We start from the raw sequence: 13,065 nt of genomic DNA on the forward strand, positions 1-13,065 counted from the left end.
CACGCCACCACGGCCTGGCTGTTGCCGGCGCTGTCGAGTGGCGTGGTCGCACTGCTCAGGCTGTCGCGTCATCCTCGCCGATCAGCACCAGGCTGGCCGACAACCATTTGTGCGGCGGGATCTCGAGGTTGGTCGGCGCCGGCTGGCTGCGGAAGACCCGCCCGGCGAGGTCGAAGATCGAGCCGTGGCAAGGGCAGAAGAACCCCCCCGGCCAGTCGGCGGCGATGCCGCTCGCCGCGCCCGTCGTGAACTTTTCCGACGGCGAGCAGCCGAGATGGGTGCAGATGCCGATCACCACCAGGTATTCCGGGTTGATCGAGCGATGGCGGTTGGCGGCATAGTCGGGCTGCTGCGCCTCACCTGACGCGGGATCTGCGAGACGGTCCTCGTGGGCCTCGAGGCCCGCAACCATCTCGGGCGTACGTCGCACGATCCACACCGGCTTGCCGCGCCACTCCACGGTCATCATCTCGCCGGGTGCGAGCTTGCCGACGTCGGCCTCGACGGGCGCGCCGGCCGCGCGTGCGCGCTCGGATGGGGTCAGGCTGGCGATGAAGGGCACGGCGGTGGCAGCAGCGGCCACCGCACCGGCGCTGGAGGTGGCAATGAGGAGTCGACGGCGCTCCTTGAGGGTATCGGACATGGTCTGCGTCTCCTGGGGTCGGTGTAGTGGCGCAGGCTTGCGCGCTTGAAAAGGAAGCGGGGCCGGAGAACAGCGCCGGCCGTCACCACGGGGGGTGATCGCAGAGGGGAACGATCCTTTTGGTGAGCACGACTCGACCCCGCCTCTATCACTATATAAGCAAACACTGTGCCTGGCCGCATCGTCCCCATAAAGGCGGGCGTTGGCCGCATGCGGGTGCATCTCCGGGCTCCATGGCGTCATGCACCCCGTCACCGATGGCAGATCTACGCCACCCATGCTGCCATTTCGTCCCTCATGGCAGTCTGTAAAACCTCAGCTGTGAGCGACCTCGGCCGGAGGGCGCAGGCCACTCAGCACCGGATGCACGACCGGGCCGCGCATGGCGGGCCACATGGCGAGCACGAAGAGCCCCCAGCCCAAGCACCAGCACACCGCGGGCTGGCGCAAGGCATCGCCCAGCATGGACAGGGGCTGAAGACGCAGCACGGGCGAGACCAGCACCAGGGCCGCAGCCAGCATCTGCATGCCGGTCGGCTGCAGCCCGCTGCTCGTGCGCAGCATTGCTGCGCGCAGCATGATGCCGAGGCACATCCCGCCCATCGCCCCCATGGTCAAGGCATGCAGGGCCGTACCCGGCCCCAGGCCCCCGGGCCAAGCCCAGCCAAGCAGTGCCGCCCCCTGCAGCACCAGCCCAAGCGCCAGCCAGACCCAGGCGCCATGCAACATCCACACGGCAGGCAGGCCGCCGAGCCGCCACGGCCACCAGCCCAGCCAGCGCATGAACTGCAGGACGCCGGTACAAAGCAGCAGCGCCCCCGTCCATCCAGCCGCACCCTTGCCAAGCGCCATGGCAAGACTCGCCGACAGCAGGCCGAGCGATACCCATTGCGGCCAGTCCGGCGCACGCACGCTATCGGCACGGCCGAGATGGCGCAGCCCTGCCTGGGTGAACGCGGGCACCGCGCGCCCTCCGATCGCGACCATCAGGAGGGCGAAGACGAGTACCCCGAGCAGGCCGGCATCGCCCACCCAGCCACCCGCCCGCTGGCTCGCAAGCAGATACTGTTCAGCCATGCCAGGGCCAAGCGGCGCGAGCGCAAGCGGCACACGCCGCCACATGCCGGCACCGGCTACACCATGCACCAGCCAGGCCGCGAGCAGGACGTGGAACGCAGCGCCCGGCAGCACCTGCGCCACCACCGGCAGATGCCCCGCCAGGGGCACGACGGCGCGCCCCAGCCCCCACAGACCCACCAAGACCCACAGCACGGCCGCCGGCAGGTGGTGCCGGCCGGTCCAGCTCGGCAGCGCCGTCAGCAGGTAGCCCGCCATCGCCGCACCGCCCATGCCGAAGAGCAGGAGGTGAACGTGGACGAACACGGCATCCTCGCCAGGCGCCAGCCACGACAACCCACCGGCCACGGCGGCGACGCCGGCCAGCAGGAAGAACGGACGAAACGCTGCCTGGCTCAGATCATTGAACATGGATGATTCCCGCTGCTCGTTCCGGCCTCAAGGCCGGCAGGCGGCAAGCATAGCCGGACTTTCGCCCGCGCCGCCGATGGCGCCGCACGGCTGGCGACGTCGAGTGTCACATTCACGCGGCAGCATCGCGCTTATGATTGCGCGTTCCCGGCATGTACCAAGAGGCGTAACGATGCGCGAGATGGCAGGGCCCGATCGCGGCCCCTGGGCGGTATTCCTGGTGTTCCTGCGCCTGGGCCTGACCTCGTTCGGTGGCCCGGTGGCACACATCGGCTACTTCCGCGACGAGTTCGTGACCCGGCGCCAGTGGCTGAGCGAGCGCAGCTATGCGGATCTGGTCGCGCTCTGCCAGTTCCTGCCCGGCCCGGCCAGCAGCCAGGTCGGCATCGCGCTCGGTCTCAGCCGCGCAGGCTATGGCGGGGCACTGGCAGCCTGGGCGGGCTTCACCCTGCCGTCGGCGGTCGCGCTGACACTGTTCGCAATAGGCATCGCCACACATGCCGAGGCCATCCCGCCTGGTGTACTGCAGGGGCTCAAGATTGCCGCAGTGGCGGTGGTGGCGCAGGCGGTGTGGGGCATGGCGCGCAGCCTGTGCCCCGACACGGCGCGCGTCTCCATGATGGCGGCGGCCACTTGTTGCGTGCTGCTGCTACCCTCGGCGTGGGTGCAGGTCGGCGTGATCGCTGCGGCCGCTGCCATCGGCCTAGCCGCGCTGCCGGCGCGCGAGGCTGCGCCCCAGGACGCCTTGCCGATCACGGTGGGGCGCCGGGCGGGCGTGCTTGCGCTCGGCCTCTTCGCCGCCTTGCTCATCGGCCTGCCGATGCTGAGCGCACTGTTTCCGACGCAGACGATGGCGATGGTCGACGCCTTCTACCGCGCGGGCGCGCTCGTGTTCGGTGGTGGCCATGTCGTCCTGCCCCTGCTGCAGAGCGCGGTGGTGCCCAGCGGCTGGGTTGCGAGCGACAGCTTCCTGGCCGGCTACGGCGCGGCGCAAGCCGTCCCCGGCCCCTTGTTCACCTTCGCGGCCTTCCTGGGCGCCTCGATGAACGACGCCCCGAGCGGCTGGCTGGGGGCGTTCATCTGCCTGCTCGCAATCTTCGCGCCGTCCTTCCTGCTCGTGGTCGGCGCCCTGCCGTTCTGGGAGCGCCTGCGCCGGAACACCCGCACCCAGACGGCCCTCGCGGGCATCAACGCGGCCGTGGTCGGGCTGCTCCTTGCCGCGCTCTACGACCCGGTGTGGACGAGCGCGATCCACGGCCCGGCCGACTTCGGGCTGGCGCTGCTGGCCCTGGTGGCGCTGCTGTTCTGGAAGCTGCCGCCCTGGCTGGTCGTGACCGTCAGCGGCCTTGCCGGCTGGGCGACGAGCGCACTGCTCTGATACCGCCTCGACCTCAACCCGCCGGTTGCCCCTGGCGCGCATGAGCCATGTCGCGCCTCGCATGCCTGATGATATCCAGTCCCGACCACAGCGCGAGGCTGGACATCACCAGCGCCACAACCAGATCCGGAAGGCCGCTGCCGGTGCCGAACACCCCGGCGGCGGCAAGGATGACCGCCAGGTTGCCGATCGCGTCGTTGCGACTGCACAGCCACACCGAGCGCATGTTCGCATCGCCGCCGCGAAAGCGGTACAGCAGCAGCGCCACACCTGCATTCGCGAGCAACGCGAGCACACCCACAGCCCCCATGGTCAGCGGCTCGGGCACCAGGCCGTGCTGGAACGCCCACAGGGCGCGCACGACGACCGCTGCGCCGAACAGGGTCATCACCACCCCCTTGAGCAGGGCCGCGCGCGCCCGCCACAGCAACCCCCACGACAGCACCATCAGCGACAGCGCGTAGTTTGCTGCATCGCCGGCAAAGTCGAGGGCGTCGGCCCACAGGGCAACCGACCCCACAGCAAGACCGGCGACGAATTCGACCACGAACATCGCCGCATTGACGCCCAGCGCAATCCACAATGCCTGGCGGAAACGCGGGCTTGCCGCACCCGCATCGCAGGTGGAATGAGAACAACAACCAGCCACGGCGCGCTCCTGTTTGTATACGATAGGCGCATCAAACACCCTGTAGCCGCTACAGGGTCAAGCGATCGGATGCGATGTCGCGACGAGGAGAGGCAAGCGATGAAGATCGGCGAACTGGCCAAGGCGGCCCATGTCGAGGTCGAGACCGTCCGCTACTACGAGCGCATCGGGCTGTTGCCAGCACCGGCTCGCAGCGACAACGGCTATCGGGTGTATGCGGGCACACACCTCGAGCGCCTGGCCTTCATCCGCCACTGCAGGGCGCTGGACATCACGCTGGCCGACGTCGCACGCCTGCTGCGCTTCGTCGATGACCCGGCAGCGGAATGCGCCGAGGTCAATACGCTGATCGACACCCAGCTCGCCCGTGTCCGCGCCCGCCTCGACAGCCTGCGCACGCTCGAACGCCAGCTCACCACCCTGCGCAGCCAATGCGGCACACCCAACCGCGCAGCGCACTGCGGCATCCTGCACGAACTGGAAGCCCCCGCACTCGGTGATGCGTGCGTATGCCACGGCGGGCATACGGACTGAAACACGCAGCCAGGGCGCCCGCCACCTGCCTCAGAAAAGGCTGTCGGCGCTGACGACGCAGTTTCGGCCACTGCGCTTGGCCTCGTAGAGCGCCTCATCGGCACGGGAGAACAACTGATCGAAGGTCTCGCCAGGACGCAGCGTGGCGAGGCCAAAGCTGGCCGTCACCTCGATGCCAGCCGGGTAGGCAGAGGCAATGCGCTCGCGCAAGCGATCGGCATCGTCTTCGACCTGCGCGGGCGTAGCGCCCAGCAGCGCACACACGAACTCTTCCCCGCCATAGCGCACGAGCAACTGCTCGTCGGACGCGGCCTCGGCCAGGAGTCGGGCCACGGCCACAAGCACCTCATCGCCGCGGGTATGACCATGGTGGTCATTGATGCGCTTGAAATGATCGACATCGATGACCACCAGCGTGAGCGGCTGCTCGTTCTCGCGCGCCGCCTGCAGCAGGCGCGGCATCTCGGCCATGAGGTGATGGCGGTTGTGCAGCGAGGTCAAGGCATCGCGCACCGCCATCTCCTTGACCAGTTCATGCTGCGCCGCCAGCTGCTCGAACAGCATGCGCAACATCAGCAGGTTGCCCAGGCGGGCCGCCAGCTCCTCCGCCACCACTGGCTTGGTCACGAAATCGTTGGCGCCCGCGCGCAGGATCTCCACACGGCGCGCGACATTGTCCAGCGCGGACAAGGCCAGGATCGGCAACTCGGCCTTGCGCCCCGGGAGCGCACGTACGGCGCGGATCACCGAGAGCCCGGTCTGCAGCCCCTCAAGCACGAAGTCGGTGACAACGATCCTGTAGTCCTCGTGGGGCAAGGTCGCAATCGCCTCCTCTGCGGTGCGATAGCGCGACACTTCCAGCCCGAGCCTCTCCATGACTTCGCTGCAGAACTGGGCGGCGGTGTCGCTGTCCTCGACCAGCAGCACGCGGCCGGACAGGCGCCGGTTCGAACGGCGCTCCCACTGCCCGATGTACTGCTCGAGTTCATCGAGCCGTGCCTTGGGAAAACACTCCGTCACCCCGGCAGCAATCGCATCGTCAAACACCCGCTTGTCCGGCGTTGCCGCCAGCATCAGCGCGGGCACCCCTTCTGCCAGCCGACGTCTGCGGACTTCGCGGTAGAACTCGGGGCCGCGCATGTCACCCAGTTCGAGCGAGAAGCACAGGATGTTGTAGTCCCCTTGGGCCAGCGCCTGCAGGCCGGCAACCGCACCGTCGGCCATGTCGACCTCGACATCCCGGCGACGAAAAATCGACTCGATCACCGAGCGCTGGAAGCGCGACGGATCAATGAGCAAGGCCTTGAGCATGGGGTCCTTGGAAGGCGATCACGGCGGCGGGGAGCCCCGCCGCAACGGAGTCGAAAGTATGGCTGCGCGCTTCGCCGCATGTCAAACGCACGCAGGACGGGCCATCTCGGTGTGACAGGCAAGGCGCGGGGTGCAGACGCGCGGGGTCAGGGCTGAACCTTCCCCACTTCCTCCGCCACCAGGCGCGCAAGCTGCTCGGGACCGAAGCTGGGCAGACTGCGTCCGTTGACGAAGAAGGTAGGCGTCTTGCTGACCTGTAGCGCAGTCAGATCCTCGATGTCCTGCGCCAGCACGGCCCGGATCTCTGCAGACGCCATGTCCTGCCGGGCGCGCACCATGTCCAGACCGACGCGTGCCGCCGCCTCGAAGGCGATGCCGACGTCGGGCGCGGAATGGTCGGCCCATTCCGGCTGCGCGGCCAGCAGGGCCTCCAGCACCTCGACATAGCGTCCCTGCTTGCGAGCTGCTTCCATCAGCGTCACCACCTGGTCCGAGCCATGATGGAAGGGCGCGTAGCGCAGTGCCAGCCGGACCTTGTCCGGATGCTGGGCCATGATCTGCTTGACGATCGGATAGAAGGCGCGGCACGTCTCGCAGGCCGGGTCGAAGAACTCGACAATGGTCACCGGTGCGCTCTGCGGTCCGATGATCGGAGTATGCATCCGCACGAGGCGGCTTCCTTCAACGGCAACGCGCGCATCCTGCTCGGCTTGCGTGCGATCTCGGTAGGCATTCATGCCAAAGTAGAACGCCAGGCCGAGAATCAGCAACACGGCGAGCGTCAGCAGTTGTCTTGTTTTCATGCACGGGTCCTTTTCAGATAGATCGTCAGGGCGGCGGCGATGGCGAAGAACGCCGCCAGCGACAGCCAGGGTATCTGGATGTCGCCGAAAATGACCAGGGCCTGCTGGCTGCACGACGGCCCGGTGCCACAGGGCACCCACCACTGCGGCACCCAGCCGGCAACCAAGGCGCTGTGATAGACCGCCAGGGCGAGGCCGACAATCGCGAACGGCATCGCATACAGCGCGCCGCGCCTGTCGTCGGCAAACACGGCCATGCCCAGGATAACGGCAAGCGGAAACATGGCGATGCGCTGGTACCAGCACAGCACGCAGGGCGTCATGCCCATCACCTCGCCAATGAAGAGCGCACCCAGTGTGGCGCTCAGGGCGACAGCCCAGGCGGCCATCAGCCACCACCATTGCGTTCGTTTGTTGTGCATCGGATCAGCCTAGAGGATTGCGGTGAGGATAGAGGGAAGCGCGATGGACCTGCACACTCGCTCAAGAGTTCTCATGGAACATCAGGTCCCACGGGGCCGTTTCCCCGGCGAATCCCGCACGGTTTACCGGGGGTCTGGACAGCGGTCCGAGCTGCCATTTGCCAGCGGCTACCGCGTGCAACCTCAATACGGCCGCCTCAATGCGGCAGAAGCATGTCGGGCAGCCAAGCATGGAGCACGATCATCGCTCATCCCCCGCATACTCGATCTCCGGCAGCACAAGCTCCCAAGTTCGGGACCTCAACTGGGCCTGCCCCTGAGCGCCCTCTTTCGCGTGGCGCACGAGTATGGCAGCCACGCGGACCGCGACAATCCTGCCCGAGGGCGGTTGGAACTTGGATGACATCCGCCCAACTGCCACCCCGGCCGCGTTGGCAAGCTCCCAGCCTCCCTCGTCGCGTGGCCGCATAGTGAGCGGATCGCCGATGTCGAGTGCCGCCAGTGCCCGGTGAATAGGCGCTTCAGGAGCAAAGTAACCAGGCCATGAGAGCACGATCTTCTCGGGGTCCGCGCGCCATATGCGATTGGCCATGCGGCACTTAGATGCCATCACGGCTGGCCGTGACCGCAAGGTCAGCCCATCAGCATCGTGCACGAAGGGGTGCTCCCCCCCAAGACGCTCGCACAAGGTGAGCGACTTGCGCGCCCGCGTCATCCCGACATAGTAGAGCCGTCTCTCGTCGTCCCCTCTACCCAGCCAGCCGCCGCTATCGAGGATCAGGACATGGTCGAACTCCAGGCCCTTGGCCCGGTGTGCGGTCATGAGCACCATTGGTGCGTTGGGTCGAAACCCCCCGATTGCCTTTCCGCCAGCGCCAAAATCATAGAGCGCTTCGACGAGATCGTCCGCGACCAATTCGGCATCGGGGGCTGATGAGTCGATGTCCTCGATGAACTGCGCAAGCACAGCACGCTGTGGGTGAGCAATCCGACTGTCCGTCGAGATCTTGAAGCGTAAGCGAAACCAACGCCCAAGCGCCCCCGCACGGACCAGCACACGCCGCCGCCGTGCACGGCGATCTTGCCCGCGAAGCAACGCAAGGAGCGCATTCCCTTCTCGCAGGGTGTGCAGGCTGAGCTGGCCGGTGTCACTCAGCATCTGAACGGGAACGCCGCGAATACGACATTGGGCGGCCAAGTGCTCGAGATCCTCCCAGCGGCGAGCGATCACTGCGAAGCGGCCCCATTGCCCGGCTTCGCCATGTGCCATCAGGTCATGCAGGCGCTGAAGTTCTTGCAATGCGACTTGGGCTTCCTGGCCCGGATCATTCGGCACTTCGAGCACATGAACGCGACCGGCTGCAAGCGAATCGCGCTCGGCCAGCTCCCCGCCATCTGCATGGTCGCGACGCGCATGGTTCACACGGATAGCCTGTCCCGACTTCATCCGATCGCGTGCGCGCTCGATCACCCGGTTTGCAGAATCGATGATGTGGCGTGACGAGCGGTAGTTCTCGACCAGCGTGTAGCGACGTGCCGCGTAGTCGGTCTCGAACTGTCGGATGTAGCGCACGCTGGCACCATCGAAGGCATAGATGTTCTGGTCGTCGTCGCCGACCACCATCAGCGAAACGCGATCTTCCTCGGTCTTCAAGCTTCGCCCTGCAACCGCGCTGATGAGATCGTAGTGATCGCCATTGATGTCCTGGTACTCATCGACCAGGAGGAAACGCAGCCCAGCAAGCACCCGGTCGCGAAGGATGGACGGGCCGAGGTCGGCGTCATCGCCTTTTTCGGTTGCGCTTAGATAGCGCGTGGCCTTGCGAATCACCTCGCCAAAATCTACCGCTTCGCCATGTTCGAGCGCGACGGCATAGCTTGTCCCTGTCAGTCTCATCGCCAAACCGTGCAAAGTCTGTACCGTAACGCCAGCCGCATCGGCGCCTACGAGCGCCCAAAGGCGACGGCGGATCTCATTCGCGGCCGAGCGGCTGTAGGCGAGTACCATGATCGCAGCAGGAAGCACCATGCTTTCGCGCAGTAGCCAGGCCACGCGATGAACGATCACCCGCGTCTTGCCCGAACCGGGGCCGGCAAGCACAAGGTGGTTGCCTTCGAGTGGTGCGGCGACGATGGCCTGCTGCTCAGGATTGGCAAGTTCGGTGAGGATGCGACGATGGGCAGCTTCAGTCGTCGCCATCTCAAGCACGTCCTTGCGCCCGGCGAAGTAGCGTCGCACGAACTCGGCGCGGTCCAGGCTGAAGTAATCGACGATGAAGTTCATCGCCGCTTGGATCTTGCGCGCTGCGAGCTTGGCGTATTCAGCCATGACATGTACTTGGACAATCTTGTCCTTGTAGTGCAAGGCGAGCTCCGCATAGTCAGACTTCTTGAACTGGCGACGGCGTGCCTCGGCATCAAGCTCGATGCGCATCGCAGACCGGAACACCGCTTTGCCGCGCGCCAGGTGCAGCACCTCGTTGGCGTCGAGGTACAGCAAGGCAGCAGCCAGCGCTGCGTCCCACTTCGATACGTCGAGATCAGCTAGCGTAGTGTCGCTCTGCAGCGCGATTTCGAGCTCGCCCTGCTTACAGGTGACGAGCAGCGTGTTGCCTTGTCGACGACGTTGGAAATCGGCGACGAGTGCACCGGCCAGCCGCATGCGGCGCCCCCGGATGGTGTCGATTGTTCGCCAGTCGCGGAGCAGCTTGATGTAGCGGGTCTCCGCCGTGTGCGGACGTAATGCAAAAAACCCTCGGTTACCCGGCCCTTCGCCGAACGGCTCTGTAAAGGACTTCAACAAACGCGTGAGCCGTTCCGGGTCGAAGTCGACCTGAGCGTCACGTCTCAGGGTGTCGCACAAGTGGCGTACATTCAGAACCTGCCAGCCCTCGTCAGCAGCATCGGGCGCTGCTTCTCGCAGGTTTGCGACAAGGGCGTTCTCCAGTCGCGCCAGTTCATCCAGCCGCTGAGCCGTATCCGGATCGCGGTAGAAGGTCACACCGATCTCGGTATCGTTCGACAGCAGCTTCCAACGATCGAGTTCGCGCAGCATGTGCTGGAGCGTTCTGGAGTCCTGGCCCGTTGCCAACATCAGCTCGTCGGTGGACACCCCCTCGTCATCCTCGCCCTGGATGAGAATGCCAAGGATCCGCAGATAAGGCTGGATGTCGGTGTTGGGGCCAAGCTTCTTTTCCAGAATCGCCCGCGCCTCATCCTCGCTCGCCACCAGCAAGCTCCCGGGGAACACATTGGTGCGATTCTCGTGACGCTCAAGCAGCCGCGCTTCCTCGAGCCAGGCAACGGCGATTCGCACCTTCGTGTCGGCGTCGCTCGCGTCCGGGTCGATACGGTGTGCTTCAGGGATCTCAAGCAGGATCTCGCCGCTGGTCACTACCACCTCGCCATCGCTGCGGTCTTTGCGCTGGATGGTGCGCAGCGCCTTCAGGATGGCCCCGATGTCATGCTGAGTGAGTCGGGAGTTTTTCAGAAGGCGAAACTGGACGTCCAGATCCGCTTCGTCATAGAGCAGGATGCAGCGCGCCGGTGCCTGGTCACGTCCTGCACGACCCGCTTCCTGCAGATAGTTCTCCAGCGAACCTGGCGTATCAAGGTGGATCACCAGGCGAACGTCCGGCTTGTCCACCCCCATGCCAAACGCGTTGGTCGCAGCGATCACGCGTAGGGTACCCGCGAGAAACGCCTCCTGTACCGTGCGCTTGTCAGTGGGCAGCATACCGCCATGGAAATGGCCGCAGGCCAGTCCAGCCTCTTTCAGGAATTGAGCGAGCTCCTCGACCGTCTTCTGACGCGCGCAGAACACGATGGCGCCACCGTCTTCGCGCAGGGCGTCCTGCAATAGTCGCAACACCTCGCCGTATTTGGCCTGCACCGGGACGGGGCGGACCTCATAGTTCAGGTTTTCTCGGCTGACTCCGCCTTCCAGACGATCAAGTGTGAAACCGAGCCGCTTCTCGAAATGTGCGCAGATATCGTCCACGACGTCCGGCTTGGCCGTGGCCGTGAAGCAGAATACTGGCGAGGGCTTGTCCTTCTGTCGCGCCTTGATGAAGCGTGAAACGTAAAGGTAGTCTGGACGGAAGTCGTGCCCCCACTTGGACAGACAGTGGGCCTCGTCAAACACCCATGCACCCACCTCGCGATGCTTGAGTGCGTTGGCAAATGTCGAACTGCGAAACTGCTCTGGCGCGACAAAAATCAGCCCTAGGTCGCCCAGGCGCAATTTGTCGAGCATCGCCCGGCGCTCCAAGGGGTTGAGCATGTTGTTGAGATAGCCTGCGCAGGTGGCCCCCCGAGCCTCCAAGTTGTCGACCTGATCCTTCATCAAGGACTGCAAGGGCGAGATCACGACCGTCAAGCTGCCGTTTCGGTAGTAGCGCGCAAGCGCTGGCAACTGGAAGCACAGTGACTTTCCGCCCCCAGTCGGCAAGATGGCCAGGGTGGGACGTCCGGCAAAGCCGTTCTCAACGATCGCACGCTGCAGGGAGCGGCCGTCCGCTGTAGCGGGCGCGGAACGGAAGCGGGTAATTCCGGGAAAGTAGCGCGACAGGAGCGCTTCTAGATCGTGCTGTTCCTGACACCAGGAGCACGCGGGGTCAGCACACGGGGTGTCACGCAGGATGGCGATCGCCTCGCGCACCCGAGGAAAACTCAGGTTCACCCAAGGTGGCAAAACCGAATTGCCACCTGCCACACCCAGCCATGCCAGCACGTACGCCAATGGCTTGTGCCAATCCGGGTTGGACAGGAATTGGTCGACCACCAGCCGTTGCCCGGTGATACACACCTTGCCACGCGTCATACGCTCCCAAGCGGCGCGGGTGTCTGCTAGTGAAGGCCTGAGTGCGCGGCGCAGGGAGGCAAACAGGTTGGCCACCCCTTTCCCGTCCTCCGTGGCGAGCAGGAAATGCAGGCACAAGGCCTCATCAGGGTGGTCGGCGACGCGCAAGCGCAGCGCCTCGCTCTGGTCGAGAAATAGCGCGTAGGCCAGCTCTGCATCGCGTACCGGATCGTTACGCGTCGTCGTGCACAGCTTGTAGTCCTTCACCAAGCGGTGATAAGGGTTCTGCGGAAACGCGACGGGGGAAAGCTCGAGCGTGTCGATCAAGGGCAAGCGATGCAAGGCCAGCCCGGGATGCAGAGCTGCCAAGGCCGGCTGATCAAACGCGACGACGTTGTGCCCGAGCACGAAGGCCGCGCCTGCGGTGATCGCGTCGAGCCTGGTCGCAAGATCTGGTGCGCGGCCATTGAGCTTGATACGCGCATCCAGATCAGGTCGATAGGCCCCGACTTCACGAAGGACCATGCGGTCCTGGCGCGTCGTTTCGATGTCGAGGCACAGACATCGGGCACGGGGCAGGTCTGCCATGACTATGGGTTTATAGGGGTAACCACCAGGATTGTAATTGACATTCGAATGCCGTTACTCCCGGCAGACACTCGGGTGCTTGACATGTGACGCCTCAAGAGCAGGCTCAAGATCGAGACTGAACTGGCGGGCAGGCCGAGGTCTGCCATCATGGCCCCCTCACACTGATACCTTCTCCCCATACCCCATGAACTCGACCACGTACTTCGATCAATGCGCCGCGACCTGGGATGCCGACCCGATGAAGGTCGCACGGGCAGAGGCTGTTGCACACGGCATCCGCAGCGAGGTTCCGCTCAGCTCGGCGATGCGCGCCCTCGAGTATGGCTGCGGTACCGGCCTGCTGAGCTTTGCCTTGCGGGCCGAGCTCGGGGAGATCGCGCTGGCGGAGCGGTTGCGGTTTGCGCTGAATGCGGCCAGGGCGTTGTCATCCAGCGCAAGGCCCGGC

9 protein-coding genes are annotated in these 13,065 nt (G+C 65.4%); 2 read left to right on the plus strand and 7 right to left on the minus strand.

Annotated features, from left to right (window positions below; translation table 11 throughout):
• Positions 1 to 55 precede the first annotated feature (55 nt).
• Positions 56 to 643, minus strand: coding sequence for a ubiquinol-cytochrome c reductase iron-sulfur subunit (petA, locus tag LQF09_RS16320; protein WP_270068452.1), 588 nt, complete (start codon positions 641 to 643; stop codon positions 56 to 58).
• A 315-nt stretch (positions 644 to 958) separates the two neighbouring features.
• Positions 959 to 2,131, minus strand: a complete 1,173-nt coding sequence (locus LQF09_RS16325; protein WP_270068453.1) for an NnrS family protein — start codon at positions 2,129 to 2,131, stop codon at positions 959 to 961.
• A gap of 172 nt (positions 2,132 to 2,303) precedes the next feature.
• On the opposite strand from LQF09_RS16325, the gene chrA reads away from it, so the two are divergent.
• Entirely contained in the window at positions 2,304 to 3,509 is a 1,206-nt protein-coding gene (chrA, locus tag LQF09_RS16330) for a chromate efflux transporter (RefSeq protein WP_270068454.1), read from the plus strand.
• A 13-nt stretch (positions 3,510 to 3,522) separates the two neighbouring features.
• Here the strand turns inward: chrA and LQF09_RS16335 are convergent, their stop codons facing one another.
• A complete protein-coding gene (locus LQF09_RS16335; RefSeq protein ID WP_037984186.1) occupies positions 3,523 to 4,158 on the minus strand; it encodes a cation transporter in 636 nt (211 codons plus the stop codon).
• Between the two features lie 99 nt (positions 4,159 to 4,257).
• Here LQF09_RS16335 and cadR point away from each other — a divergent pair, with 99 nt between their 5' ends.
• A complete protein-coding gene (cadR, locus tag LQF09_RS16340; RefSeq protein WP_002936377.1) occupies positions 4,258 to 4,692 on the plus strand; it encodes a Cd(II)/Pb(II)-responsive transcriptional regulator in 435 nt (144 codons plus the stop codon).
• A 30-nt stretch (positions 4,693 to 4,722) separates the two neighbouring features.
• On the opposite strand, the gene LQF09_RS16345 is transcribed toward cadR, so the two are convergent.
• The 4 genes from LQF09_RS16345 to LQF09_RS16360 form a co-directional block, all read right to left on the minus strand.
• On the minus strand, positions 4,723 to 6,003 hold the full coding sequence (locus tag LQF09_RS16345; RefSeq protein ID WP_270068455.1) for a GGDEF domain-containing protein: 1,281 nt from the start codon (positions 6,001 to 6,003) through the stop codon (positions 4,723 to 4,725).
• Positions 6,004 to 6,149: 146 nt separating this feature from the next.
• Positions 6,150 to 6,806, minus strand: a complete 657-nt coding sequence (locus LQF09_RS16350; RefSeq protein WP_270068456.1) for a DsbA family protein — start codon at positions 6,804 to 6,806, stop codon at positions 6,150 to 6,152.
• Positions 6,803 to 7,228: a disulfide bond formation protein B gene (locus tag LQF09_RS16355; RefSeq protein ID WP_037984184.1), complete on the minus strand. Its 426-nt coding sequence runs from the start codon at positions 7,226 to 7,228 to the stop codon at positions 6,803 to 6,805. The genes LQF09_RS16350 and LQF09_RS16355 overlap by 4 nt, the downstream gene beginning before the upstream one ends.
• A 241-nt stretch (positions 7,229 to 7,469) precedes the next feature.
• Complete coding sequence (locus tag LQF09_RS16360) at positions 7,470 to 12,617, minus strand: RecQ family ATP-dependent DNA helicase (RefSeq protein ID WP_270068457.1); 5,148 nt, start codon at positions 12,615 to 12,617, stop codon at positions 7,470 to 7,472.
• Between the last annotated feature and the right edge of the window lie 448 nt (positions 12,618 to 13,065).

Source organism: Thauera sp. WB-2 (genome assembly GCF_027594845.1).
Lineage (GTDB): Bacteria > Pseudomonadota > Gammaproteobacteria > Burkholderiales > Rhodocyclaceae > Thauera > Thauera mechernichensis.

What these genes read in the sequence shown, in the direction of transcription:
- LQF09_RS16355 (WP_037984184.1), bottom strand. Translation starts at nt 7,228, where the DNA reads ATGCACAACAAACGAACGCAATGGTGGTGGCTGATGGCCGCCTGGGCT.
- LQF09_RS16350 (WP_270068456.1), bottom strand. Translation starts at nt 6,806, where the DNA reads ATGAAAACAAGACAACTGCTGACGCTCGCCGTGTTGCTGATTCTCGGC.
- cadR (WP_002936377.1), top strand. Translation starts at nt 4,258, where the DNA reads ATGAAGATCGGCGAACTGGCCAAGGCGGCCCATGTCGAGGTCGAGACC.
- chrA (WP_270068454.1), top strand. Translation starts at nt 2,304, where the DNA reads ATGCGCGAGATGGCAGGGCCCGATCGCGGCCCCTGGGCGGTATTCCTG.
- LQF09_RS16325 (WP_270068453.1), bottom strand. Translation starts at nt 2,131, where the DNA reads ATGTTCAATGATCTGAGCCAGGCAGCGTTTCGTCCGTTCTTCCTGCTG.
- LQF09_RS16345 (WP_270068455.1), bottom strand. Translation starts at nt 6,003, where the DNA reads ATGCTCAAGGCCTTGCTCATTGATCCGTCGCGCTTCCAGCGCTCGGTG.
- petA (WP_270068452.1), bottom strand. Translation starts at nt 643, where the DNA reads ATGTCCGATACCCTCAAGGAGCGCCGTCGACTCCTCATTGCCACCTCC.
- LQF09_RS16360 (WP_270068457.1), bottom strand. Translation starts at nt 12,617, where the DNA reads ATGGCAGACCTGCCCCGTGCCCGATGTCTGTGCCTCGACATCGAAACG.